At 39.8% G+C, this 25,035-nt stretch carries 22 protein-coding genes; 7 read left to right on the top strand and 15 right to left on the bottom strand.

The features are described from left to right. Positions 1 to 85: 85 nt before the first annotated feature. On the bottom strand, positions 86 to 775 hold the full coding sequence (locus tag HYX58_06150; GenBank protein MBI2775565.1) for a hypothetical protein: 690 nt from the start codon (positions 773 to 775) through the stop codon (positions 86 to 88). 158 nt (positions 776 to 933) lie between these two features. Here HYX58_06150 and thyX point away from each other — a divergent pair, with 158 nt between their 5' ends. Further along, positions 934 to 1,695, top strand: a complete 762-nt coding sequence (gene thyX / locus HYX58_06145) for an FAD-dependent thymidylate synthase (protein MBI2775564.1) — start codon at positions 934 to 936, stop codon at positions 1,693 to 1,695. Between the two features lie 40 nt (positions 1,696 to 1,735). Here the strand turns inward: thyX and HYX58_06140 are convergent, their stop codons facing one another. The 3 genes from HYX58_06140 to HYX58_06130 form a co-directional block, all read right to left on the bottom strand. Then, positions 1,736 to 2,419 carry a leucine-rich repeat domain-containing protein gene (locus HYX58_06140; GenBank protein MBI2775563.1) on the bottom strand — a complete coding sequence of 228 codons (684 nt, stop codon included), beginning with the start codon at positions 2,417 to 2,419 and terminating at the stop codon, positions 1,736 to 1,738. A gap of 86 nt (positions 2,420 to 2,505) precedes the next feature. Beyond that, complete coding sequence (locus tag HYX58_06135; protein ID MBI2775562.1) at positions 2,506 to 3,129, bottom strand: leucine-rich repeat domain-containing protein; 624 nt, start codon at positions 3,127 to 3,129, stop codon at positions 2,506 to 2,508. A gap of 140 nt (positions 3,130 to 3,269) precedes the next feature. Continuing rightward, positions 3,270 to 4,064, bottom strand: a complete 795-nt coding sequence (locus tag HYX58_06130) for a hypothetical protein (GenBank protein MBI2775561.1) — start codon at positions 4,062 to 4,064, stop codon at positions 3,270 to 3,272. 336 nt (positions 4,065 to 4,400) lie between these two features. On the opposite strand from HYX58_06130, the gene rpmA reads away from it, so the two are divergent. The 3 genes from rpmA (at position 4,401) to rho (ending at position 7,233) form a co-directional block, all read left to right on the top strand. Next, positions 4,401 to 4,658: a 50S ribosomal protein L27 gene (gene rpmA / locus HYX58_06125; GenBank protein MBI2775560.1), complete on the top strand. Its 258-nt coding sequence runs from the start codon at positions 4,401 to 4,403 to the stop codon at positions 4,656 to 4,658. Positions 4,659 to 4,766: 108 nt separating this feature from the next. Continuing rightward, positions 4,767 to 5,651 (top strand): protein translocase subunit SecF, encoded by an 885-nt coding sequence (secF, locus tag HYX58_06120; protein MBI2775559.1) that lies wholly within the window; start codon positions 4,767 to 4,769, stop codon positions 5,649 to 5,651. A 250-nt stretch (positions 5,652 to 5,901) separates the two neighbouring features. Next, complete coding sequence (rho, locus tag HYX58_06115) at positions 5,902 to 7,233, top strand: transcription termination factor Rho (GenBank protein ID MBI2775558.1); 1,332 nt, start codon at positions 5,902 to 5,904, stop codon at positions 7,231 to 7,233. A 106-nt stretch (positions 7,234 to 7,339) separates the two neighbouring features. Here rho and HYX58_06110 read toward each other — a convergent pair whose 3' ends face one another. The 4 genes from HYX58_06110 to HYX58_06095 form a co-directional block, all read right to left on the bottom strand. Beyond that, on the bottom strand, positions 7,340 to 7,858 hold the full coding sequence (locus HYX58_06110; protein MBI2775557.1) for a hypothetical protein: 519 nt from the start codon (positions 7,856 to 7,858) through the stop codon (positions 7,340 to 7,342). Between the two features lie 120 nt (positions 7,859 to 7,978). Beyond that, positions 7,979 to 8,536, bottom strand: a complete 558-nt coding sequence (locus tag HYX58_06105) for a hypothetical protein (protein MBI2775556.1) — start codon at positions 8,534 to 8,536, stop codon at positions 7,979 to 7,981. A 16-nt stretch (positions 8,537 to 8,552) separates the two neighbouring features. Continuing rightward, positions 8,553 to 9,074: a hypothetical protein gene (locus HYX58_06100; GenBank protein MBI2775555.1), complete on the bottom strand. Its 522-nt coding sequence runs from the start codon at positions 9,072 to 9,074 to the stop codon at positions 8,553 to 8,555. A 14-nt stretch (positions 9,075 to 9,088) separates the two neighbouring features. Continuing rightward, a complete protein-coding gene (locus HYX58_06095) occupies positions 9,089 to 9,946 on the bottom strand; it encodes a deoxyribonuclease IV (protein MBI2775554.1) in 858 nt (285 codons plus the stop codon). Positions 9,947 to 10,313: 367 nt separating this feature from the next. On the opposite strand from HYX58_06095, the gene HYX58_06090 reads away from it, so the two are divergent. Next, positions 10,314 to 12,524: a hypothetical protein gene (locus tag HYX58_06090; protein MBI2775553.1), complete on the top strand. Its 2,211-nt coding sequence runs from the start codon at positions 10,314 to 10,316 to the stop codon at positions 12,522 to 12,524. A gap of 81 nt (positions 12,525 to 12,605) precedes the next feature. Then, positions 12,606 to 14,372, top strand: coding sequence for an aspartate--tRNA ligase (gene aspS / locus HYX58_06085; GenBank protein ID MBI2775552.1), 1,767 nt, complete (start codon positions 12,606 to 12,608; stop codon positions 14,370 to 14,372). On the opposite strand, the gene HYX58_06080 is transcribed toward aspS, so the two are convergent. The 3 genes from HYX58_06080 to HYX58_06070 form a co-directional block, all read right to left on the bottom strand. Continuing rightward, on the bottom strand, positions 14,369 to 15,121 hold the full coding sequence (locus tag HYX58_06080; GenBank protein ID MBI2775551.1) for a hypothetical protein: 753 nt from the start codon (positions 15,119 to 15,121) through the stop codon (positions 14,369 to 14,371). The genes aspS and HYX58_06080 overlap by 4 nt on opposite strands. A gap of 120 nt (positions 15,122 to 15,241) precedes the next feature. After that, entirely contained in the window at positions 15,242 to 15,685 is a 444-nt protein-coding gene (locus HYX58_06075; protein MBI2775550.1) for a hypothetical protein, read from the bottom strand. A gap of 104 nt (positions 15,686 to 15,789) precedes the next feature. Continuing rightward, entirely contained in the window at positions 15,790 to 16,269 is a 480-nt protein-coding gene (locus HYX58_06070; protein MBI2775549.1) for a DNA starvation/stationary phase protection protein, read from the bottom strand. 179 nt (positions 16,270 to 16,448) lie between these two features. Here HYX58_06070 and eno point away from each other — a divergent pair, with 179 nt between their 5' ends. Next, the gene (gene eno / locus HYX58_06065; GenBank protein MBI2775548.1) at positions 16,449 to 17,696 is read left to right on the top strand and encodes a phosphopyruvate hydratase; all 1,248 of its coding nucleotides are present in this window, start codon (positions 16,449 to 16,451) and stop codon (positions 17,694 to 17,696) included. Here the strand turns inward: eno and HYX58_06060 are convergent. From HYX58_06060 to HYX58_06045, 4 genes are read right to left on the bottom strand one after another with little or no spacing between them, the layout of a single operon-like run. Further along, on the bottom strand, positions 17,669 to 20,101 hold the full coding sequence (locus HYX58_06060; GenBank protein ID MBI2775547.1) for a hypothetical protein: 2,433 nt from the start codon (positions 20,099 to 20,101) through the stop codon (positions 17,669 to 17,671). The genes eno and HYX58_06060 overlap by 28 nt on opposite strands. 6 nt (positions 20,102 to 20,107) lie before the next feature. Next, the gene (locus HYX58_06055; protein MBI2775546.1) at positions 20,108 to 20,692 is read right to left on the bottom strand and encodes a hypothetical protein; all 585 of its coding nucleotides are present in this window, start codon (positions 20,690 to 20,692) and stop codon (positions 20,108 to 20,110) included. Further along, on the bottom strand, positions 20,689 to 22,299 hold the full coding sequence (pilM, locus tag HYX58_06050) for a pilus assembly protein PilM (GenBank protein MBI2775545.1): 1,611 nt from the start codon (positions 22,297 to 22,299) through the stop codon (positions 20,689 to 20,691). The genes HYX58_06055 and pilM overlap by 4 nt, the downstream gene beginning before the upstream one ends. After that, on the bottom strand, positions 22,296 to 25,022 hold the full coding sequence (locus HYX58_06045; protein ID MBI2775544.1) for a hypothetical protein: 2,727 nt from the start codon (positions 25,020 to 25,022) through the stop codon (positions 22,296 to 22,298). The genes pilM and HYX58_06045 overlap by 4 nt, the downstream gene beginning before the upstream one ends. Positions 25,023 to 25,035 lie beyond the last annotated feature (13 nt).

Here is a 25,035-nt window from a genome sequence, read left to right as displayed (position 1 = left end):
TTAATAAGGATATATTATTATTACAAATAGTCAAACCAAGACGGCTTGCCAGGCAGTTTTTATAGGCAGCTACTCAAAAAGCAAACTAATTCTTGGTTTTTTCCGATTTACTATCATTTTTTTTGGTTTTTGCATGGGGAGGTTGAACTGCAAATCTGTCGGTCCAATCTGGGATGCTTTTAATCCCGTTTTCAACAATATTCAGAAATTTTAAGCTTTTACACAATTCAAATACTGGCGGTACTTCGTCAAATCTATTTTTACTTATATCAACCCATTTAACACATTGCGCTACTTGCGTAAATCCCTTTGGCAATGATGAAAGCCTGTTATTTGATAAATCCATAATATGAACGCTGAAAGCTTCAAGGTCTTTTTGTTTTGGTTTTTTCCCCGTACTCAAATGGAAAGCGAAAACTGATTCTTTGAGATAATTCCGTAAATTTTTGATGGCACGGCCCGATAAATCAAGCGTGATATAAAAACTCGTTAATTCATCCGCGTTAAGGGATCGTAGATTGGGATTCGTAACTAACTGAAAATACATAAATTTTTTACAAAGAATTTTAAACTTATCGTTCGGCTTTTTTTCCTTTTTTTTGGGGGTGCACATCACTTGAGTATAAAGCTCACTGCTGCTGTCTGTTAGATTAAAGTTCGCGTTGTACGATGAGCGCTTTTCTTTTTTAGACGTATTAAACGAAGATTTACTCCAATCCATTGCGCTGAGATTTGCACAGCACAGTAAAGAAATAAATACCGAAGCTTTTTTCATTAAAACCTCCTTTTGGATACCTAGTAAGTTTACTTAAACAAAATTTAAAAATTAAAGAGAAGGGAATCCAGCTGCGCATATTTAACATAGATTTTATTTTTTTATAAATCCCGTAGACTAAAAATATAAAAATAATTCTCATTCATGAAAGAAAACATATGAATACTCAACTTGATACAGAAACTATTCAAATCAATGAAACTAAAAGCATTGATCCCCTTGGAGATGGAATTAGCGCCATTGAATTAGTACGCGTTTCAGGATCGGATCTTGATATCGTAAATGCTGCGCGTGTTTCATACGGCAAGTTTTCGACAGAGCTTTCAGAACGCGATAAAAAATTAATTCATTTTTTAATGGAGCATCGCCATACCAGCCCATTTGAACATAACCAACTTTCATTTCGCGTTAAAGCACCAATATTTATCGCACGCCAATGGTTTCGCCATCGCATGAATTCATATAATGAAATTAGTTATCGATTCGTAAAATCGGCGCTTGAATTTTATATTCCGCAAACATGGCGCCAGCAAGATACGGTGAATAAACAAAGTTCACTTGGCAGTTTTCAGAATGAAGAATTATTGGCAACGTATAAAAAATCGCTCGAGCAGTCGGTGTACGCATACGAAGCGCTTCTTGCGGCAGGCGTTGCGCGCGAACAAGCACGAGCGCTTCTTCCTGTTTGCACCTATACAGAATTTATTTTCACCTGCAATTTGCATTCGCTTATGCATTTTATGAAATTGCGCTTGCACGCGGGCGCGCAATGGGAAATTAGAAGATTCGCGCAAGGATTATTATATTTAGCTGAACCGCATTTTAAAGAATCACTCAGCCATTGGAAAAAAATTGAAATGGCAGACATTCCACAAGAAGCATGGGATATTAATTTCGTGAATAATTTAAGCGGACAATAAAAAATAAGGCGCACCTTTTTGACTGTGCGCCCTTTTTACATTATTTCTTAGAATTTATATTTTTTTTATAGGTTACGTATCTCATATTGCCATGGCACGTATTACGCCAATCACTTACTTCTTCCTTCGATTTTTCATAATTGACGAATGGCAAATTACTCGCGTCAAATTGATTCTGCATTTTTGATGATAGCGTTAATCGAGTAAGATTAGTAAGCGCTTTGAGATTATCCTTTTGCAGTTCCAGATCAAAGTTTGCAATATTTAAATCTGTTAAGCTCGTTAGTTTAGATACAATCGCGGGAAATTTTTCAAATTGATTGCAAGAAATATCAAGAGATGTAAGTTCTCCCGCAAGATCTCCCAAAGATTCCGGCAGATCTGCTAGCTCATTTCCTTCCAATTCGAGGTATCGCACAGGAAACTGCTTAAGATCAGAATCGGTAGGTTTTTTGAAATTTGCATCCAACGCAAGCGCGGTTGCAACTTGCTTCACATACCTTTCCAGCTCATCTTTATCACGCAACCCTCTTTCCCGACATTCCAACGTCTCCCTCTCTTGCTGCGTACCTTTATATAAAGGATACTTTGCAAGTTTGAGACAAAGTATTTGCTGAGCTGCTCTTGCAAACGGGATATCCCCCACAGATTCCGTTTTGAACTCCATTGCATTCAAAGAAAGAGAAAAGCAAAGCGGCATAATAAGTTTAATAGCTGAATTCATAAAATAATTGTCCATTGTGTGATGCAATTTCTTGAATTAAAAAAAGGCGTCTAGGGACGCCCTTTTAAACAAATATTAGCAGATCTCTATTTCTGGAAAAAATGGTAACTCATTAATTTGCCACCCGATTCGCATCGTTTGAGTGAAAGCGTTAGATCACCAGCGAGTTTTGTTTTTTGGTCTACCGTAAGCACTTGAAGCTGAGAAAGCTTATTTAAGTCAGACGCTTCGATCTTGTCAATCGTATTACTCGATGCATAAAGTCTTTTTAGATTTGTAAATTGGGTGATAGGCGCAATCGTCTCAAAACAATTATTCGAAATATCAAGCGTGGTGAGCGAGGGGATTAAAAATTCAAAAGAATCAGGGATTTTATTTAATTTGTTAGTTCCTAGATCAAGCGAACAGATAGGCAATAATAACAATTCACTCTCGGTTGGCGCCGCGACAGCTTTATTCATTCGCGAAATCAATTCAGCCTTATTGATATAAGATTCTAAATCTTCTATTTCATTGCCGCCAAGCTCCAATGTCGACATTTGGGATGCACTGACGCGTCCATGCTTTTTCATTTTGTATGCTGAGGCGTACGCAACAATTTTTCTGCAATTCTTTTCGAGCCCTCCCATTTGCGGTTTAGATTCCATAGCAAACGTTGAAATTGGAAAACTCAATAAACTCAGCATCGAAAATTTTAAAATAAACTTCATAAAAGCCTCGCAGTAGTTAAAAAATAGTATAAATAATGCCCTATGATTTTATATTTTCTGACTAAAGCTGACAAGAATGCTTTTGAATAAATCACCTTTCCCCGAAATTATTATCTTTTCTAATGATTTATTCTCAGGTATTAATCTATCTTCTCAGCAATACCTTGAAGCAAATTCCCTACACATTTGGTTTTACCTGAATAAAGCAACTTCTTTAACGTTTTTATTTCTTTCACATTTTCCCACTGGATCTCTTTTATCGGATTTTCAGAAACATTGAGCGTCACGAGTTTTTTTAGTTTATTAACAACTTTCGGTATTTCGTCAAACTGGTTTCCTGCAAGGGAAAGTTCGCGCAGAACTGACGCGAGTTGGCTAAATTCATCCGGCAAAGTTTTGAGGAAATTAGACTCAATCCTGAAAATTTCAGGCACAAAGAATGCCAAATCGCCTTTTGAGATTTTTGTATCATGTTTTAGGGCTTTATGAATTCTCTTACTTGCCTCTAGGTATCCCGGGATTCCTCCATCTCGTTGATCGATTTCAAGCTTATTCAAATTTAACGTTTTCATCATTTGTGATTTAGGCGCAGTAGGGTTTGCGTTCAATTTCATATGCCGCGCACAAGCTCTGTAAAACCAGTCATCTTTTTTCTTTTTCTCTGATTTTTCCGCATCCTCCTTTATTGGTTCTTTTTTTAAAATGTTTAATTCAATGCTTGATCTATTACTACCTATGTTATTTGGGTCTACGTCCCCTTTATCAATCGTAGGAACATTGGCATAAAAGCTGATACTAGCTATATCTTTCTGTTCTGCCTGCGCCTTGGAACTCAGGGTGTCGTATGGTGTAATCACTGCATATGGATTCGATCTAGGAGTTGTTGGTGGGCTAGGAATAGATGTTTTCTGTCTATTTAATTTATAATCTTCCATACAGTTAATTGCGCAAGACCCTAAAAAAAACGCCAGCATAACTATTTTCATAATATCCCTTTACTGTTGTTTTCTAACTCGATTCATTGATATTTTACCGCTCTATGAATGTTATAAAAAGACCCCAACGTGAAACAAATAGAAATATTTTCCCTAAATAAGGCCTAAAATTGCCTTTTTGCGAAAATATTTCACATTTGAATTCATCAAAAAAAGACCTCTGATTTTGACCGTTATTGACATTTAGAACGAATTTAGGCATTTTGATAACAGATTTTCAATTCTAACGAATTCCGTTAGCTATAAAAAAAGTATTTTATCTTCTAAGGAACAACGATGGCAACTAGTAAATCGGGTGGTTCAACATCCAACGGCCGCGATAGTATGAGCAAACGTTTGGGCATCAAGCTTTTTGATGGCCAAGAAGTTTCTGGCGGCGAAATTATCGTCCGTCAACGCGGTACCGTGGTTCACCCAGGACGCTCTGTTGGTTTGGGCGGCGATGATACTCTTTTTGCACTTGCTGCAGGAGAAGTAAAGTTCCATTACGGCCGCAAGGGACGAAAATTCGTTTCTGTTTTACCTCGTCAGTAATAATTTTAAATTACCGCCGATTTGATTTCTCTGAAAAACCTTGCTATAAAAAGCAGGTAAGTTCTTGTCTTTACCACGTATGAAAAGATTCTTTTGATCGGAGAGTGCATGATTGATTTTCTAAAATACCGTTTTCTTTATGCTTTACTTTCAGCAGCTATTATCGTCAGCTTTGTTGGCGTTGCTGCATATAAAAAAATGACCACAGGTCAGATTTTTAACTACAGCGTTGAGTTCACGGGCGGCACACAATTGCTTCTTGGATTTGAAAAACCGATGAAAAGCAGCGAAGTTGTTGAAATTTTAGAGCATCAGGGATGGTCTGGAATCACCACGCGCGAGTTTTCTGATAAAGAAATTCTTATTCGTACCAAAGATGTACCTGAAGATATAGCGATACTTGGAGAAAAAGTACGCCAAACAATTCAAGAAAAACTCAGTGATAACACGGTAAAAGTTCTCCAAATTGATAGCATCGGTGAAGGAATAGGCAAAGCATTAAGCTGGAACTCTATGAAAGCGGTCATTTTTGGCCTTATTTTAATGCTTATTTACATTGCATGGCGCTTCTGGTCGGTTGCTTATGGTGCCGGCGCAGTTGTTTCATTGTTCCACGATGCGATAGTGATCTTGCTTTTCTTTTTGATCACCGGCAAAGAAATTTCTATGAACGTTATTGGCGCAATTATGGCTGTTTTGGGCTATTCAATTAACGATACGATCGTTATCTTTGCCAGAATTAGAGATAATATTAAACATATGCGAACGGGCTCGATTGAGCACATTGTAAATGTCAGCATAAACCAAACCCTACGCCGTACTATTTTGACAACAGGCGCAACAACCTTGGTTGTTATTGCCCTCTTGCTTTTTGGCGGCGAAGCGCTCCGCGATTTATCGCTTGCACTCCTGATTGGAATAGTTTTTGGTGCATACTCTACAATTTACATAGCAAATCCTGTTATGCTATTACTGTATAAAGAAACAAAGTAGTTTTTCGGCAATTTTTATATAACCTATGCTTGACGCCTTGCAGCGTACCACGTGCGTTGCATTGACTTGATAATACGTTTTTTAATAAAGAAAATCTGACATATTCCAATAGTGTTTATCTGCTCACATGGTGTTGAGCAACACGTTGGCTTATTTCTCGTTAATTCAAGAATCTTTCACGTTCAATGGCTGATTCTTATTTTCCACAGGGACATTCATTCATCACCTCTCATTAAGGAGATCCTCTCTCATGACACCAGAAGAATTAAGACAGTTAAATCTTATGGACCTTCATCAACAAGCGCGCCGCCTTGGCGTCGTTGGTGCAAGCCTTATGCTCAAAGAAGAGCTCATAAGAAATATTATGGAGATGCAAGCAAATCCTGATAAAGAGATCGTGGTAGGGGGAGTATTAGAAAAATTACCCGACGGATTTGGATTCTTGAGATCAGCAAAATTCGATTACGTTTCAGGACCGGATGATATTTATGTATCACCATCCCAAATCAGACGTTTTAATTTGCGCACCGGCGACATGGTTACCGGAGTAATCCGCAAACCAAAAGATGGCGAAAAATATTTTGCCCTTTTAAAAATTAATCAAGTAAATAATATGGATCCAGCAGTGCTTGCCGATCGCCAAATTTTCGATCGCCTGACGCCGCTTCATCCTGATAAAAAATTTAATCTTGAATCTGACCCAGCTTTTATTTCAACTCGTTTGATGGATATCTTTTCCCCTATTGGTAAAGGGCAGCGCGGATTAATCGTCGCTCCTCCAAAAGCGGGTAAAACAATGCTCCTTAAGGAAATTGCGCAAAGTATCCTCGCAAATCACCCAGAAATATTCTTGATTGTGCTGTTGATTGACGAGCGCCCTGAAGAAGTTTCAGATATGCGGCGCTCAATTAAAAACAAAAATGCAGAAGTAATCAGCTCTACGTTTGACGAACCTGCAGAGCGGCACGTTCAAGTTGCAGAAATCGTTCTTGAAAAAGCAAAACGAATGGTTGAAAGCGGCAAAGATGTGGTTATTCTGCTTGATGCAATCACTCGTTTAGCGCGTGCGTATAACACAACTGCTCCAGCATCAGGAAAAGTACTTACCGGCGGTATCGATGCGAATGCATTGCAACGCCCAAAAAGATTCTTCGGTGCTGCGCGAAATACAGAAGAAGGCGGATCGCTCACCATCATTGCAACTGCGCTTGTGGAAACAGGTTCTCGTATGGATGAAGTCATCTACGAAGAATTTAAGGGTACAGGCAATATGGAAATGCATTTGAGTAGAAAAATCTCAAATCGCAGAGTTTTCCCTGCGCTTGATTTACTTGTTTCTGGTACACGCCGCGAAGAACTTCTTCTTTCTGAAGATGAACTTAATAAATCATGGATTATTCGTAAATTCCTTTCAACGATGAACACTGTTGAAGGAATGGAATTCTTAATTGATAAGATGAAAAAGCATAAAACAAATGCTGAATTCTTTGAATCAATCCAGAAAAAAGGCCAAGGTTCCGCATCCGCTGAGCCAAGATCAGAAGGTCGCTCAGAAAATCGCAACGACAACAACAACTTTTAGAAATTAAAAAATAAAGAGGCGCTCGAATTTCGGGCGCCTTCTCTATTTTTAAGTCTTTAATACTTTTCTCTTCTTAAAAACGTATTTTGATACATCTTCAAATTCTTTAATTTTTATTCGTTACTTTATTTGAATCGATCAAGTACTTTTCAAATAGCTGTTTTCTTGCCGCTTCGCGTTCTTCCTTGGGCTTTAATCTCATAAAAACCCATTTTGGGTCGGGAAAATTCTTCCCTTGCAGTTTTTCTACTTCGAGTTTTCCATAATGGTTTATTTTTTCGGCGCCAAGTTTTGCGACATAATTCGCATACTGAGTTGCGGGGCCTTGCCCCACCGCTTGTATCCATCGCCCATCTAACCAATCGTAATTGAGAAGAACTAATTCTTCTTTTTCGCCAAACGATTCAAGTTTTTCTGCGCACGCAATCTCCGATTCGCGCAAAAATCGAGCGCTACATCGCAGCAAAAGAGCTGAATGATAATCCCCAGATTTGCATTTCTCAATCGAAAGATTATATGCAGCGTCGCCCGTTAATGGATCGATAACTTCATGCACTTCAGTCTTACCGGTCATTGCATTAGTTAAATGAGCAGATAAAAGTACTACGCAAAAAATTTTTTTCATGTTAATTTTCTTTTTATTTAGAATAATATTTCTTTATTTTTTGACACAGATGTGAGCCAAACTTCGCTCGTCATTATATTTTCGACCAATGAGCTGCTCGATAAAAGGAGTGATGCTTTCTTAGTTATCACTCTCATATGCATCTTCAAATGCCATTCTTATATTTTCAAGAGCCGCACTTCTTTTTTCTTGCCATTGATGTTCATGATAAAATTCTACTGTGGGCTGAAACTCTAGCACCCATTTTGGCGCAGGCAATTTTTTTTCGCGATTCATTGCCTGAGCCCATTCAAGCGCCCCTAGTGAAATTTGACTGATCAATTTTTCGTCAGCTTTATCAACAAACTTTGCATAAGGCTCATTATCTATTTGCGAAAAATCTTTCTCAAGCTCTGTACACAATTCTTTTGGTGAAAGATTTCTGCAGCATGCAGCATCTTGCAATAAGCGATAATTAAACATGTTGTAGTAGACAACTGACTCAGAAAAATTTTGCGCTTTTCTCTTTCCTAAAGCTAATTTCATCAATACTGGCACCTCCAGCAAGTTTTGTATGACTGGATTCGACTCTATCTCTGATTTTTCTCTTGTTGCTGAAAAAGTATCTGGCAGTTCCATACCAAAAAGTGAAAATCCCATCATTACATTCACAATAAAAAAATAACTCTTTTGTTTCATGTGCATCCTTTATGAATTAACCTAGTTTCGATCTAAATTGGGTTATCACTTCAGCCCGCTTAGCAAACCACTCTGAAGATGGAACAAATAAATCTTTTTTATTTTCGCTCAAACAATATGTTTCAAGCCACATTGGTTCTGGAAGCGGCACATCAGATTTCATTTTGCTGTCGATCCAATCCAATTGTTCATGAAACAGCTTATTATATTCTGCTTGTGATAAATCTCTAAAGTATACTAAAAATGCTTTTTGTTGCTGATTATATAAAACCTTTTCTATTTGATTAAGTGCACTCATTCCAAGAGATTTATCTGTGCAGCATGCGTCATCTTGCGCAAGCCGAATATGATAACGCTGAAACATTGCCAACCCTTCTCTATATTTTCCTTGAATACTTTTCTTCGACGCCATCTGAATAATCGCGATCGCATTTCCTTGTTCGGCAGACTTTTCCAAATCAAGAGGAGTTTCCATTGCAACAGAACACGAAAATAAAAATCCAAATATGATCGAATTAATTGATGCATAAAACTTCACGTGCAGTTCCCCGACTAAATATTTTGTAATTTCTTTTTGCTGGCACTCGTTAAAAGTTCTTTAAGTGTTGAAATATTGCGCGCATCATTTACTTCTTCCTGATCACCCTTTGGAGTTTCACAAATTTTTGGCACATCAAAAAAGCGCTCATCATTCATAAGCAACGCAAATGCTTCAATTCCTAATTTCCCTTTGCCGATATCATCATGCCGATCCACTTTTGAACCTAAATCTTTTTTTGAATCGTTGCAGTGAATTGCTTTTAATTTTTCTATCCCAATCAATTCATCAAATTGTTTCCAAAAAATATCATACGATTTTGGCGTACGTAAATCGTAACCGGCGACAAATGCATGGCACGTATCAATGCAAATGCCTACGTGCTTTTTTTTATGTACACGATTATAGATAGCTGCTAATTGCTCTAACGTTGTTCCAACTGCCGATCCCTGACCTGCAGTATTTTCAAGCAAAAGCATTGTTGGCCCATCAAATTCTTCAAAAACTTCATTGATGCTTTCTGCAATCAATTCAATGCACTCTTGAGCAGAACTGCCAACCGCTGCCCCAGGGTGAAGCACAAGCGCGGGAATGCCTAATAAAGCACAGCGTTCTAATTCTTCACGCACTGCTTGCTTTGACTTATTTCGCAACGTAGCTTGGGCAGAACCAATATTTATTAAATAACTCGCATGCGCAATAACTGCATGGATTGAAGAATTTGCCCATCGATCCTTAAAAGCTTGCGCGTCTTGGGGATCAATATGCTTTGCAGCCCATTGCTTATTGCTTTTTGTAAATATTTGCATACACGTACCGCCTACTGCCTCAGCACGTTCAATAGATTTATAAAAACCACCCGCGATGGACATATGCGCTCCAACCAGGAGTTCAGATTGTTTCTTTTTGGCTGCCATTCGCTTTTTCCTTTATGACATTAATTGACAAAATAACGCAAATTAGTAGGATAAATAGCATCCTTAAATGTCGCTGAATAGTTCATCACATTTTTGGTAAAAAATTGAGTAGTTATTGGCGCACATCTGTTTTTCCCAGAAAATAAAAATTTCCGGGGCCCCCTAAACCGTCTTGGCAGGCCGCTGTATTTCATTGTACCGGCAAAAAAGCTTGATTGCACGAGTAAAAATTGCTTGTTGCTCATTGCTTGCTCATAGGCAGAATAGTTGGGGTTATTTATAAACCCATTATTTTGAGCATTTGCACGAAGGTTTGCATTGTATGAAGTTCACCACCCGCGCCCCACTTTTTGTTTTTTTCGTTTTTGCACCGGCACTCTTTTTCTATTCTGTTCAAGCTGAAAACGCTGCGTCCGTTATTACCGCTAAGCCAGCAGATACAAAAATTTATTATGAAAAGATTGCTGAGCCACAAACGCAAAATAGCAAGGAAGAAAATTTGCCTGATGTATCTGATGAAGTAGGCGCCCCACCAGCATCGTATGAAGCATGCGCACTTGAAACAGAAAAGCCCGTAGGTAGACAGCGGTATCAACGTGTTTTACCTCCAAAAGCGCCACTCGCTTTCGATCTTGGAAATTTAACCGGCAAAATACAAATCAAATGGAAACCAGAAACGTTTTTTGCAAAAAATAGTAACCTCTTGAACGATAACAATACCAGCGACTGGTTGTTTCTCAATCGTTCAACGATCGATATCAACTTCGATTTTCTCTATGGCAGAAAAGTGCTTGGTTATGATTCAACCGAATTTTTTGTCACGTTACGAAATAAAAATCTTTGGGGAGATGCAGAAAGTATCGCAGCTACAACAGATGCTGATATCAAACTCCTTGAAGTCGTTTTCGGCCCACATCGCCACTTTATCAGTCGTAACATGGTTTGGATTCGTGAAATCTGGCTTAAATTCTGCATAAACGATGCACTTGCTTTTGGATTTAATCATAATCATTTCTTTACCCTTGGTTCATTCCCATTTGAATTAGGCCGCGGGATTGCGCTCGGTGCTGCATTTGCGGTAAGCCAACGTTTCCTTGGTTTCTTTTCCGACACCACCATTGACCAATACGCATACGGATTTAAACTTTCTGGTGATTTTTTCCCATCAAAATTGACGTACGATGTTTACGGCGCAATTCTTGAAAATAAGAGCGGAAGTTTTTCAAATACATCTCTCAAGAATCGAGGTCAGCACTTTGGCCATCGCCTCGATCAAGAACGCGGGCCAGGAAAAATTAATTTCGTGGTAGCCGGCCGCTTACGTTGGACGCCAGTTCGCCAACCATGCGGATTCCTGCAATTCGAACCGTATATTATGTACAATCGTGCGCCTGAGCAACTTGTAGAAATTCCTGCAGATTCACGCGGACAGCTTGGTACTATCGGCCTTGCATCAGAATTTACCAACGGCAATTGGGAAGGCGGATTTGATTTTGCAAAAAACTTTGGCGTGCAAGATGTATTTGGCATTGATCGCAATCGCATAGACTTTGAAAATAGATTTATTCCAAACCCTGCATTGCCAACTGCGCCAAACGCAACGGTGGTTGTAGTAAACTCACGCGTAGTTACGCAAGATCCAAACGTCGTGGCAAAACCTGCTAAAGCGTTCTACGATACTTCAAGCGTTGAAGGTAAACAAGCGCAACAAATTATTAATACGAGTGCCGAAGATGCTTCGCAAAACGGTCAGCGCATTGGAACATTACCAAGCGGCGTTGAGCTCTTTAATGATCTGAATCGTTTTAGAAATCCGCATCGCAATATTTTTGAAGGATGGATGATCGTTGCTGACGTTGCATATTGGATGAAAAATCGCACCGTACGCGTCGCAGGAACCTTCGGTTATGCTACGGGTGACGAAGATCCAAATCAAAATTTGGATGATCCAAATGGATCGCTTGTCGATGGCAATTTCAAAGGATTTATTGGTTTGCAAGAATTGTATTCTGGTAACCGTGTGCAAAGTGCGTTCTTCTTAGGCGGTGCTGGGCGAATTCCTCGACCATTAACCGTGCCTAACCCTGAAGAGGGATTGGCTGAACTACCTTCTCTCGTGAGCGGATTTACCAACTTGATGTTCGTGGGCGGCAGCGTGAACTGGTTCCCTAAAACAAAACGTACCGTTGGCGTGCGCCCAAATATTTTGACCTATTGGCAAACATTCCACACGAAGAAATTTGATGTGGCAACCGGCCAAAGCTCTCCGACAGATTTTGCAAGAAACTTCCTAGGAACCGAAATCAATACATTCATAGATGTTGAATTGATCAAAGATCTTAAAGGCTTCTTGGTTGGTTCAGTATTCTTCCCAGGAGCGCATTATAAAGATATTAAAGGTACACCGCTGAGCAAAGATCAGTTAAAAATTCTTGATAACGTCGACGTTACTGGTATTACCGACGATAAATTGCCATTACTTGGCGTTGATACGGCGTTCACGCTCAACGTTGGCCTTGAATACAGATACTAAACAAATAAGCGGCTTATCAGGAAGATCTCTTTCTGATAAGCTGGCTGCTAGAGCTCGAAATTTTAGCAAGGAATGAATTTCATGCAATACTATAGCCGCACCACAGGTTGTGGATTAATAAACGAATCGCATCTAAATAAAAGCGTTACCCTTTCTGGGTGGGTTTCTCGCCGCAGAGATCATGGGGGACTTATTTTTATTGATTTGCGAGATCGCAGCGGCATAGTTCAGCTCGTTTTCAATCCAGCATTTTCTGAGCAAGCGCATAAAGAAGCGCACGCGTTGCGCTCAGAGTTTGTTATTTCTATTACCGGCAAGGTGGTAGAACGTTCTGGAGAGACAGCCAATAAAGATTTACCAACAGGAAAATGGGAAATTCAAGTTAACAAATTGGAAATTCTCAATAAAGCAAAAGCGCTGCCATTTAATCTTGATGAAAATGATGTTGATGAAGAATTGCGCTTAAAATATCGTTATTTAGATTTGCGTCGCACTCAGATGCAGCGAAATTTGACCGTTCGTAATGATGTTCTCTTTGCAATGCGTGATTTTTTGCATCAAGAAGGTTTCTACGATATGGAAACCCCAATTTTAACTAAAGATACGCCTGAAGGTGCACGCGGCTTTCTTACTCCTTCTCGTATTAAGCCGGGATCGTTTTATGCCCTTGCGCAATCTCCCCAGCTTTATAAGCAATTGTTAATGGCCGCAGGTTTTGAGCGTTATTATCAAATTGCTCGTTGTTTTCGGGATGAAGATACTCGAATGGATCGCCAGCCGGAATTCACGCAATTAGACTTGGAAATGTCGTTCATCGATGAACAAAATGTCCAATCAGTTATTGAAAGAATGCTTCAATTTATAATGAAGAAAGTCTTCAAAATTGAACTCAATCTTCCATTAAAAAGAATGGGATACGACGAAGCTTTTTCCACCTACGGTTCTGATAAACCTGATGTGCGTTATGAGCTAAAAATTAACGATATCACCACTCTTTTTGCCGATACTCAACTCAGTTTTTTACAATCGGTACTAAAAGCAAACGGAAAAATAGGTTGTTTGTATCTTAAAAATGCACAATTTTCACGATCAGAGCTTGATGGCTGGGTAGCAAAAGCGCAACAAGTTGGCGCAAAAGGAATGCTCTGGATTAAAGTTGGCGAACAGAATGCTCTTGAATCGCCAGTTTCAAAATTTTTACCGGCAGATTTTTTTGAGCGCCTCAAGAAACAATTGCCCCTTTTAGAAAAAGGCGATGTTCTCTTTGTTATTGCTGGCCCATACGATGAAAGTTGGGAAACGCTCGGCCGTCTTCGTTGCCAGGTGGCAAAAGAATTGGGGATGATTCCAGAAGGCGAACTTAATTTTCTGTGGATTACCGATTTTCCTATGTTTGAATTTAATAAAGAAGCAAACCAATGGGTTGCAAAGCATCATCCGTTTACGGCGCCACAAGCTGGCTGGCAGGGAAAAACTCCCGGCGAAATTAAAGCACGTGCATACGATATCGTACTTAATGGCGTAGAACTTGGGGGCGGCTCAATTCGTATTCACGATCCGGAGCGCCAATCTGCCGTATTTGAAATGCTTGGCATGACAAAAGAACAAGCAGAAAATAAGTTCGGCTTTTTATTGGAAGCGCAAGAGCTTGGCTTTCCTCCGCATGGCGGTTTGGCAATCGGCATCGATCGCTTCATCATGCTTCTTACTAATACCCACTCAATAAGAGAAGTGATCGCATTTCCAAAAACTGCGCGTGGCCACGATCCGTTAATGGATGCGCCAACACCAGTTGATGAAAAAAGATTGCGTGAATATGGGTTACGAATGAAGCAATCCCAATCTTAATTTGATTTTTCTTGCTTTTGGGATAGCATATAACGCTCAAAATCTCCTTTTTTGAGCGTAAAATTTCTGCTATTTTTGCGTGAGCATTTTCCATTTCTTTTAATGGTTCTAGAACTTTGCGATGAGAATTTAAAGCGACCTGAGCCCTTTAGGGATGCAGATTTTAAAAGATCAGGATGCGTGCATTTTGTTTCTTCACTCATGGATTTAAAGCGTTCAACGCAGCGCGTAACATTTTCTCGATTCAACCAACGTTGTTCATGAACTTCGAATTTGCTCTCCATCTTCTTCTGTATTCTTAACGCTTTGTCTATTTTTCTCGTTATTTTATTTTTTGTAAAAAACCAATCAAGACCGCTCTTTTCTCGCGTAATTGATTCACCAAGCACTGATCTTAAACCTATTATTGGCAGTGGGTTAGCCATTCTATAATTTAATTGTTTTTTACTGAGCGGCAGTGCAAGATGAGCGGGAGTATCTTCAACAACCCAAGATTGATCCCGCCTTTTATGAAAAACAATAAATTCTGGCACTAGAAAATAGAGTCTCGGGTCACTAAGCGCTTGAAGAGTAGAAAATGTTGGCCCAAAACCTTCAACTTTACGAAATAGTACGTGACCAAGCACAATGTATTTAGAAACATTGGTAAGCATAAGCCGTTCGATATCTTCATCATATAATTGCGCAAACGAAAGCTGAAAAGCAAAAATTGATAATAAACAACAAATCATCAAATAATGCGGTCGCATCGCCCATCCCTTTCTTGCTCATTTTCAGAATAAACAATTAGGAACAAGCAATGCTATTATTTAATAATCAATTGAAGAAACTGCAAAAAAAACAGTTTTGATGATTAATTGATTACTCGATTAATCTAAAGAAGTTTCTGGCTGTGTGGTTGCTTTGATAATTCCAAAAGGAGATTCATTCGAAAGAACAGATTGCACATGAATATTATTCGGGCGTTCATAGAGTTGTTCCTTAACACGAATGTCCCACTTGCCGGTTTTCGTTTTTCTGTGATTAAGGCACAAATAAACAGCCCGATTGAACCTCGATAACTCTGGATCAAATAGGACAGCTTGCCCACCTGGACCAAAACCTCTTTTTTTAAAGAAACGTTTTTTTCCTATGCGGACGCTGTGTCCAACATTCGTCTGAACTAAGGCACGAATATGATCACCCTCAATTCTATTGTAAAAAGTATTACGATAAAATCTTGAAAATTGCTGAGTCATTGCTTTCGCATCATGACCAAATGACAAGATGGATAAAAGTAAAAAAATTGAAGCTCGTGCTGAAGCATATTTCATAAGTCCCTTTCTAAAATGATGCACAGAACGAAAGTAAGTTTAGCACAAAATGAAAAAGCGCGCAAATTAGCGCGCTTTTCTATATTTTATGCATGTTAGAAAAATTATTTTACCAAATGCGCGCGAAGCATCCATGCCATTTTCTCATGCGATTCGATCATACTGATTAAAAAATTATTGGTACCTTGATCCCCAAGTTCCATTGCCTTATCTTGATCTTTGCGCAATTCTTGAATAATTGCTTCGTGAGCGTGCAGTAGATCTTTAATCATTTCTAGATCGCTCATTTTATCCGCATGGTGTTCTTCTAACGTTGTTACTTTTAAGAACTGTCCCATTGTGCCGTATGATTTATGGCCCAATTTTCTGATCCGCTCAGCTACTTCATCCACAATATCAAGCATTTGCTCATATTGTTCTTTGAAAAATTCGTGAAAATCATGAAACTGGCGCCCCTCGACGTTCCAATGATAATTGAGCGTTTTGGTGTAAAGTAAAAACTCGTTAGAAAGCAGTACTTGCAGAAACTTGCATACTGCGGCGCGATTTTTTTCTGGAATTCCGATATTGACGTGAACTGTCATAAAAAAGATCCTTCTCATTTTTTTTAGTTATAAGATAACAAACTAGATTTACGCAATCAAGTTATCTATTTTTTTAATAATATGCCTGAAATTAGTACCTTTTTTTCTTTTGAGGCTCATTCACTAGCAGCAATACTTGGCAATACGGTATGCTCAAGATCAAAAAAGGATGGTGAAACATGAAAATTATTAAATTAAAAGGTCGAGAAATCTTCGACTCACGCGGCGTTCCCACAATTGAATGCCAACTTTTTTTGGAGGATGGCTCGTCATTTTATTCCTCAGTTCCTGAAGGATTATCGCGCAGCCGATACGAAGCATTTGAAATGCGTGATGGCGGAGATCGCTTGGCAGGAAACGGCGTTAGAAAAGCGATCGAAATTTTAGAAAATAAAATATCGGATGCAATTATCGGGCTCGAGCCGAATGTAATTGAACTTGATCAATTAATGATAAGCCTTGATGGCACCGAAAATAAAAGCAAACTTGGCGCAAACGCGATGCTTTCAGCAAGTATTGCAATATTGCGCGCTCAAGCATTTTTATGCCAACAAGAACCGTACGAACTGATCGCAAATCTTTGCGGAGCAGAAACCGTTACGCTTCCCTTTCCTTTATTTAATATGATCAGCGGCGGCGCGCATGCGGATAACAAATTACGCATCCAGGAATTTTTAATTTTACCTGTTGGAACCCAATCATTTCGCGAAGCGATTGAGCATGCAATCTCATTTCATAATGTGCTCAAAGAGATCATTATTGCCGAAGGCGAAGTGCCATCAACGAGTGATGAAGGTGCATTTGCACCTCTTGTTGCAAACGATTATGAAGCGCTCGATTTGATTGTGCAAGCAATAGAAGAATTTGAGGGAGAACAACTTTTCAAGATTGCTCTCGATTGCGCCGCATCACAATTTTTCAACCCGAAAAATCATACCTATACAATCGGAAGAAAAAAATATACCAGCAACGATTTAATTGAATGGTATGCAGGTATGGTCGAAGAATATCCTATTTATTCTCTTGAAGATCCTCTTGATCAAGATGATTGGTCCGGCTGGGCAACGCTCGTGGAAGTGCTTGGAGAACAAACACAAATTGCTGGCGATGATCTTTTTGCAACGGATCCTGCACGCATTTGGCACGGTATTGAAAATCACGCAGCAACTGCAGCAATAATAAAACCAAATCAAATTGGTACGGTAACTGAAACGCTCCAGGCGATTCAACTCTGCCAAGAATATGGATTCAATGTCATTGTTTCGCATCGCTCAGGAGAAACTAACGATACGTTCATTGCAGATTTAGCAGTTGGTACAAGCGCAGGCCAAATTAAAGCTGGCGGATGCGTGCGCGGCGAGCGTTTAGCAAAATACAATCGCCTTTTAAGCATTGAAGATCAACTTGCTCTTTCCATGCTTGAATGAGAAAGCGGATTTTTTTCATTGCTTACTAATTTTTTAAGCTTGCTACTTTCTTGCTCAAAAGCAACCTCATCTTCATCCCCTCCAGCAGTTCCTGTTGCTTCTGTAAAGATCGGTTCTTGGGTTGGTGCTAATGGATTGAGACCATCAAGCTTTCGCAATGAATGATATTTATAACCTTCAATGGTATGCGCACCAAGTCCGCGATCGGGCTGGAAGAACCAACGCGTTATTGGATCACGAAGATTCTCGAAACATAAACCTTCATTGATTTCATTTTTTGTGAATTCCAATTTTTGCGTGGTGAATTCGTTGATCCCGCCTTTTAAGCGAGGCTCAATGATAACTGGAGAAATAAAAATAACAAGATTATTTCGCTGAGTCGTCTTTTCTTCATTTTTGAAAAACCAACCAACTATGGGAATGCTGCCAAGAAGTGGAACCTGATTTGTAGAAATATTTGTCTGATTTTTTATGAGCCCACCAATCGCTAAAACTTCGCCGCTCCCAACGTTTGCGCATGATTGCACAACACGCGTAATGCGATTATTGCTCGAATTTGAAACGAATTCGTTCAAATTCACCGTAATTTGCAAGTTAACATTTCCGGTCAAACTAATATGCGGCAAAATATCAACTGTTAAACCTGCCGTCACCGTTTCAAAACGGAGCGCAACGGCAGTATTTGCAGTGTCCGCATCACCAACCAAAAGTCGTTCCTGCTGAATCGTCACGGTCGCTTGCTGATGATTCATGGTCACCAAGAAAGGCTGTGCAAGAATCGTCGTATTTGCATATTGATTAAGAAGTTGAAAAACTGCCCAAACGCCGCCAGATTTTTTATCATTTAACGAAATGATAAGTGAACCAGGCGCCGCGTTAGACGCAATATTACCGTTAACGCCGGTTGTCGGATCGGTAATCAGTTGCAACAGATTTGCCATGAGAGCGTTACCCGGTAATACCGGCAACCCACTAATTGGATCCGTAGTAAGAGCTTGCGGTAAAACAGGCGCCGCTAATTGAGCACTTTGGAAATTAAGTTTTCGCGAAGTGCTATTTTGAAATCCAGCTTTATCGCGAATCTGTGCACCTAAAATTTTATCATTTAAAAGAGTCAAATCTACCAAAAGAACTTCCAGCGCAACTTGCGGCTGCGGTTTATCTAAATCTTCTATCAACTTTTTAATACGCACCCAATCTTTTTTTCGTGCTGCAATAATCAAACGGTTACCGCCTAATTGTGTGCCTTCAGTTGTTGGCGACGATGCACCAGCGGGAGTTCCACCTGGCTGAGTTGGCTGCACTTGTTCAGTTTTGCGCGTAATTTCTGCTTGGATAATAACATCTTTAAAATATTGGCGCGGGCCGGTTACCTTCCCCGTTGTTTGCGATCCTGTAGCTTGTGAAGGAGTAACTAATTGTTGCAAAACCGGCGCGAAATTTGTTGCGTTCAAATATTGCAAATCATAAAGATGCAAGATCGATTCGCCAGATTCAAGCGGACGATCGATATATTTAATAATAAAATCTTTTACTAAACCGATCGCTGAAGGAGTTCCCATCATAACGAGCGAATTGGTGCGCTCAAGTGCCAACACCTTGGTATTGCGGGGAAAATAAGAAGCTTGAGGAGCTTGCTGCTGCTGCCCATTTTGTTGCTGAGGCACAAAAAGCTGCTTATTAAAGAGATCGTCAAGAACTTGTGCGCTCACATAGTAGAGCGGTAGAATTTCGATCGTATCGCGCAATCCGCCTTGATCCAATTCTTGAATAATTTTCATTACGCCTTTTATATTCACCGATTTATCGGTAAGCAGAATCGAATTAGTTTTTGCATCAAGGCGAATATCTGCATTTGGCGAAAGCATATCTTGCAATACTTTGGTCATATCTGCGCCGGTTACTTTCACGCTTAAATTGCTTAAGTAAAAAAGAGCGCGAATAATTTCTTCAGAATTAGGAAGTTCCTCGAGCGGCCGATCAACATACAGAGTAAATGGTTCACGAATAATATTAGGGTTGTCTGTTACACGAACGATTTCTAAAAAATCACCTTCAGGATGAATTGTATATCCTGCAAGATCAAGCAATGTGATAACTTGTTGCCACGCTTGATCAACCGTTATTTTATCTGGTAGGCGATAGGTTACTTTAGTTGTTATTGCAAGCGCGCCCTGAGGAAAAATAATATTTAATTCTTTGAGCGCAGCAAGTTCATTTATAATATCGACAAGCGGTTTTCCATTGTAATCGAACAAAATTTTTTTCTTGGCTTTATTAGAACGTTTTGTTCGGCTCTCTTGCGGTTGTGGTTCATCGCCTACCAACAATGAATATGTTGGCGTTGCAAGTAAACAGACACCAATAACGAGTGTACGTAATCTATCGTATTTTAATTGTGCCATTGCTTTTTACTCCGCTACAGCAGAAATCTCTTCCGCTTTCGGTTCGATAGTTGCGATTAGTAAATTAACGTTAATTGTTTGTCCATTACCATTTCCAGTCTGCTTATACATCTCAACTTCTTTAGTGTATACACGATCGGTTTGCTCAATTGCATCAAGAAGTTCTGCAACTTGTTTGGTCGTCATATTGGTAAAACTTGCATACAATTTTACTTCAGTGTATCCATTATCCAGCGTCTCGCGCGATGTTTCAGGTTCGCGTGTCTTATTTGAAGCAAGTCCAAATTTCAAAACGAGATCATTAAAATAGCCACCAATTTTGAAATCTTTATCTTTTGCCAAAATCGCATCAACTTCGGCTTGTTGTTTTTTAACCATTTCGTAACGCCCGAGCAGTTCACTTACTTGCTCACGTTTGCGATTAATTTCGATTGTTTTTTTTCGCAGGGTACCAAGCGTTGAATAATAGCGATAAACAATAATTCCTGCTATTAAAAAAATAACGCCAAATGCAGCAAGTACATAATAGCGGAACTGTTTTTCGTCTATTGAATCGATGGTAATTTGTAAACGTTTAAAAAATTCCATCATTGTTCAGTCCCATTCTTTTTGAAGAAGAACTTTTCATTAATTTTTAACTCTTGCATCGTCGGAACAATAATGAAGAGATTCGATTCGCGCAATTCACGCTCAAGCACTTTAAGCGCATTAAAATCTTTTACCTCACCCTCAAAAAGTAAGGCGTTTGGGGTAATTACTAATTTGCGCAACTTCAATCCGATCGCATCGCGATCAATTGCGCTGCTCAATTCTTGTAACGCTTTAAGGAATGAAAATCGTGTTTGCCGAGAGAATGCAAACCATAGTTCTTCTTCGCGCTGCACTTTTTCAGCAGCTTCACTTTCAGCTCGTTGCAAGTCCATTGCATCGGTAAGCTGTAAATCCTGCAGTGCACGAACAACTTCACGTTCGCTGCTTTTTACTTTTTTTGCGGCGGACGAAGTTTGCCACCACGAATAACCAATCAATCCCGCAAGAATTGAAAATGCTAAAATCGCAGCAGTGAGGAATTGTTGGAGAAATAAATTTGCAGTTGAAGGCGCAAGTTCTGCTTGGCGCAAATTAATATCGCTCGTTATAGGGCTTGGTAGCGCCGCTGCTAAACTATGTACCGCATCTTGCTCAATTCGTTGCCCTTGCTTGATCGTAATTGCTTTATTATTCAATAATGCATGCGGATCAAAAATAGTTACATCGTGTTTGAGGAAATTTGCTGCATATTGACGCATACCTGCAATTTCGCATCCAGATCCCATTAAGATAATATGATCTATCTGACCAGAAGAAATTTGAGAGCTGAATGATTGCAGCGTAAACTGAACGGTTTGCCAAAAATCCGCCGATCCAGAAGTAACCGACTGATAATATTCCGCTCCATCATGTTTTTCAAATCCAAATCGCAGAAGCTCTTCTAAAGCCTGCGTTGGCGAAATGTTGAGCAAATTTGCCATAGATCGCGCAATCGTCACAACACCTTTTGGCACGGTACGAATAAGTTTTAGTTGGCGATCAATAATAAGCATGATGCGCGTCATATACTGGCCCACATCGATAAGCACAACACTTCCCGAAAGATTTGAAAGTGATGGCATCATCATATAGAGCCCATAAATATCAAAAACATCGACGGTCACCGCCTGCGGCTCAACGCCCGCTAATTGAAAATAAGAAAGAGTTTCCTGCACAAGCGCTTTTTGAGTAGCGGCAACGAGCACCGTAGAGCTCTTTTTTTCTTCATCCGTTGCGATAACTATAACATCAACTATTGCATCCGCAAGTGAAAATGGAAGCGATGATTCAATTTCATAGGGCACTACCATTTTAATTTTTTCATAATCAGTGAACGGTAACGTCAATTGCTTGAAAACAATCCCGGTACTGCTAAGTGGTGTTCTAATAGCATCATAGCGATCAGCTCGTTTTATAATTCTTTTAATTGCCGACGCAACGCGCTGTGGATAATCCACGCTTTGATCTGTCTCGATCGGCTCCTGCATTAACTTTTCAATAACGATGCGATTTCCCGCGCACGATAGTTGAGCTGCATGCACAAATCGCTTATTAATATCAACGCCAAGGATGCGCTGAGGGAGAACAAAATAAGATCCGATTTTTCTTGGAATAAAAATATCGATCATGCTACTGCCTCCTTACCTTCAGGTAACGAGCTCATAATCGATCCTCGCTTTTTGACAGATTTTTTTACAGAAGCAACTTTATTCTCTTGGCGAGCGGGTACATTTTTTGTGCGCGGCGCTTGAGCCACCAATTGTTTTTTTTCTGAAGTTACAACTTCTTTGGCATTAACGGTTTTCAAATGCGCGTTTACCGGTTTTTCAGCAGTTTGTTTTTTAGGAGTCGCGGTAACAAATTCGGTGCGCTCTTGCTCCAATGTTACATCTTCACTGACAATTCCTGGCGCAAGTCGTTCACGCACACCGGGCGGTAAATCACCCACCCCAACAACACGCACTCGATCATAATAAGGGTTCATGCAATCTGGATTGCACCATTGCTCTTGATTTTTACCAGCAATATAGTTGTCGACCACTTCCGTATTTTCGTCGGGACGATCATGAAAAAACCAGCGATGAACAATATCGCGTCGCTCAGCCGGATGGCGCATTTCGGTCATAATCACTTTGCTGTGATCAGCTTTATCTTGGGAATAAGAACCGATGCCGCCTTCTAATTTTGGTTCTATAATGCGTGGCGAAATAAATACTAATAAATTATCCTTACTTTTTGTTTTTTCCTTGTTCTTAAAGAGCCAGCCAAGTAAAGGAATATCGCCAAGAATGGGTACTTTATTAGTTATATCAGTTTCGGTTGATCGCAGCAATCCGCCAATTGCAAGAACTTCTCCGTTTCCTACATTCGCGTTGGTTTTTATTGTTTTCGTATCGCGCGTTGCACTTGAAGGATTGTTCGTATCGGTAAACGAATCAACGCTGATGTTAATTTGTAGGTTAATATTTCCGGTGCTATTAATAAGCGGCGTAATATTTACAGTTAAATTGGCAGTTACATCACCTTGCGTTTCGGTATTAACCTGCGATTGCACCTGACCAGTTATTACACGGCGTGTTTCGCCCAATGAAACTTGCGCAGCATAGTTATTCACCGTCACCAAAAATGGATTAGAGATAACGTTAAGATGCACTTGCGTTTCAAGTAATTTAAAGAGAGCCCAAACACTATTAAACTTATTTGAGATCGATATCAACGTCGCGCCGACCGTTTGGCCTTGAGCAAGGGAGATGAGATTGGCAAGCAAACTTCCACTATTTGGATCAACGACCGGTGAAGAAAACGATCCTCCACCCAGCGGCAAGCCAGAAGTTTGTGCATTGATCCCATGCCCAAATACATCTTGGCCCTTATTTCTAATCTGAACGCCGATTGCGCGATCGTCGTTTGCAATAACGTTAACCACTAAAACTTCTAGCGCAATTTGCGGCTGCTTAACATCTATTTTTTTTATGATATCAAGCACTTTTAAATAATCTTCTTTTTCTGCACTAATCAGCAATCTGTTGCCAGATGGTTCTGCTTGAAATGTCATCGGTCGCAGATATTTATCACCATCTCGCACACCCCCGCTTTGCGAAGCTGGAGAATCCGGAGCAAATTTAGTAACCGCAGTTAAAATAGCCGCCACGTCTTCTGCTTTTGTATATTGCAGTTCATAAACATACAACGGCGAATAAGGGACTTTTATTTCGGTATCAACATAGTTAATAATAAAATCTTCAACTTTACGAATACCTTCCTGCGTTCCTAAAATAATCAGTGTATTGGTACGGCGTTCTGCAAATACGCGAGTATTATCTGGAAAATAGATAGATGATGGTGCTTTTTTTGCTCCTAAAATGCGCGCTGCAAGCCCGCGAGGATCTTCAGCTTGAGTCAATTTATCGTAAAAAGCTTTTACTTCTTCAGCATCCGCATGTTCTAGTTTAAGAACAGAAAGCGCTTCAGGAGAACTTGTACTATCAAGTTCCTCAACAATTTGCATCACAGAACGAACGTTTGTTCCCTTATCGGTTAAAACGAACGCATTGAGATCGGGCAATGGATTTACGGTTCCTGTATTACTTCTAAACGCATCTACGATTCCTTGAAGCGTTGCTAGCGTACTGTTACGAATAAAATAAATATAGCGAATCCGTTCATCACTATTTGGCAAGCAAGACCAATGAACGTTTAAAAAAGAAGTAAGTGTTGAACGAGCCGCAGAACGAACTGCCTTAGGATCGGTTGAAACAACCTTATAAAGATTCGGCGTCGGGCCTTTAACAATGCTCAAACCAAAAAGATCGAGAAAGGTGATAAACAGATCCCATACTTGCCTTCTTGTGAGCGGCTTTTGCGTTTTAAACGTAATTTTATTACCACTCACTATTCTTGCGTTTGCTGGCTGCGGATTAATTGCATCATCAGCTAGAAAATTAACTTGGAACACATCAGAAACCCACAATAAAACATTCTGGAGATCAGTGTTATCAAAATTTATTTCGATTGCTTCTTTAGGATCGTCGGTTGCGGTTATCGGGCGGGCTAACGCACCAATAATGGCTGTTTCCTTCGCCTCATCTTTATCAATCACAAGCCGCTCACTTTGATCGCCCTCATTTATAAGGCAAACTTGCTCAAAACGGGGATCTTGATCAAATACAGGAGTATTATGAATATCGCTATTTTCAATTGGTGGGTTTGTCGGTTGATCGGGGGAAACCGGAGCCGCAGCAACTTCATTTTTTCCATTAAGCTTTTTTGCCGGAGTTTTTTGCTCAGCGGAGAAAATCGTACCCGTAAGCACGAAAGTAGATAACGCTAAAAAAACAATATACTTATTCATAATGTATCCACGC

Source organism: Candidatus Dependentiae bacterium, from assembly GCA_016191325.1.
Lineage (GTDB): Bacteria > Babelota > Babeliae > Babelales > JACPOV01 > JACPOV01.
This window is presented reverse-complemented; position numbering and strand designations above follow the sequence as displayed.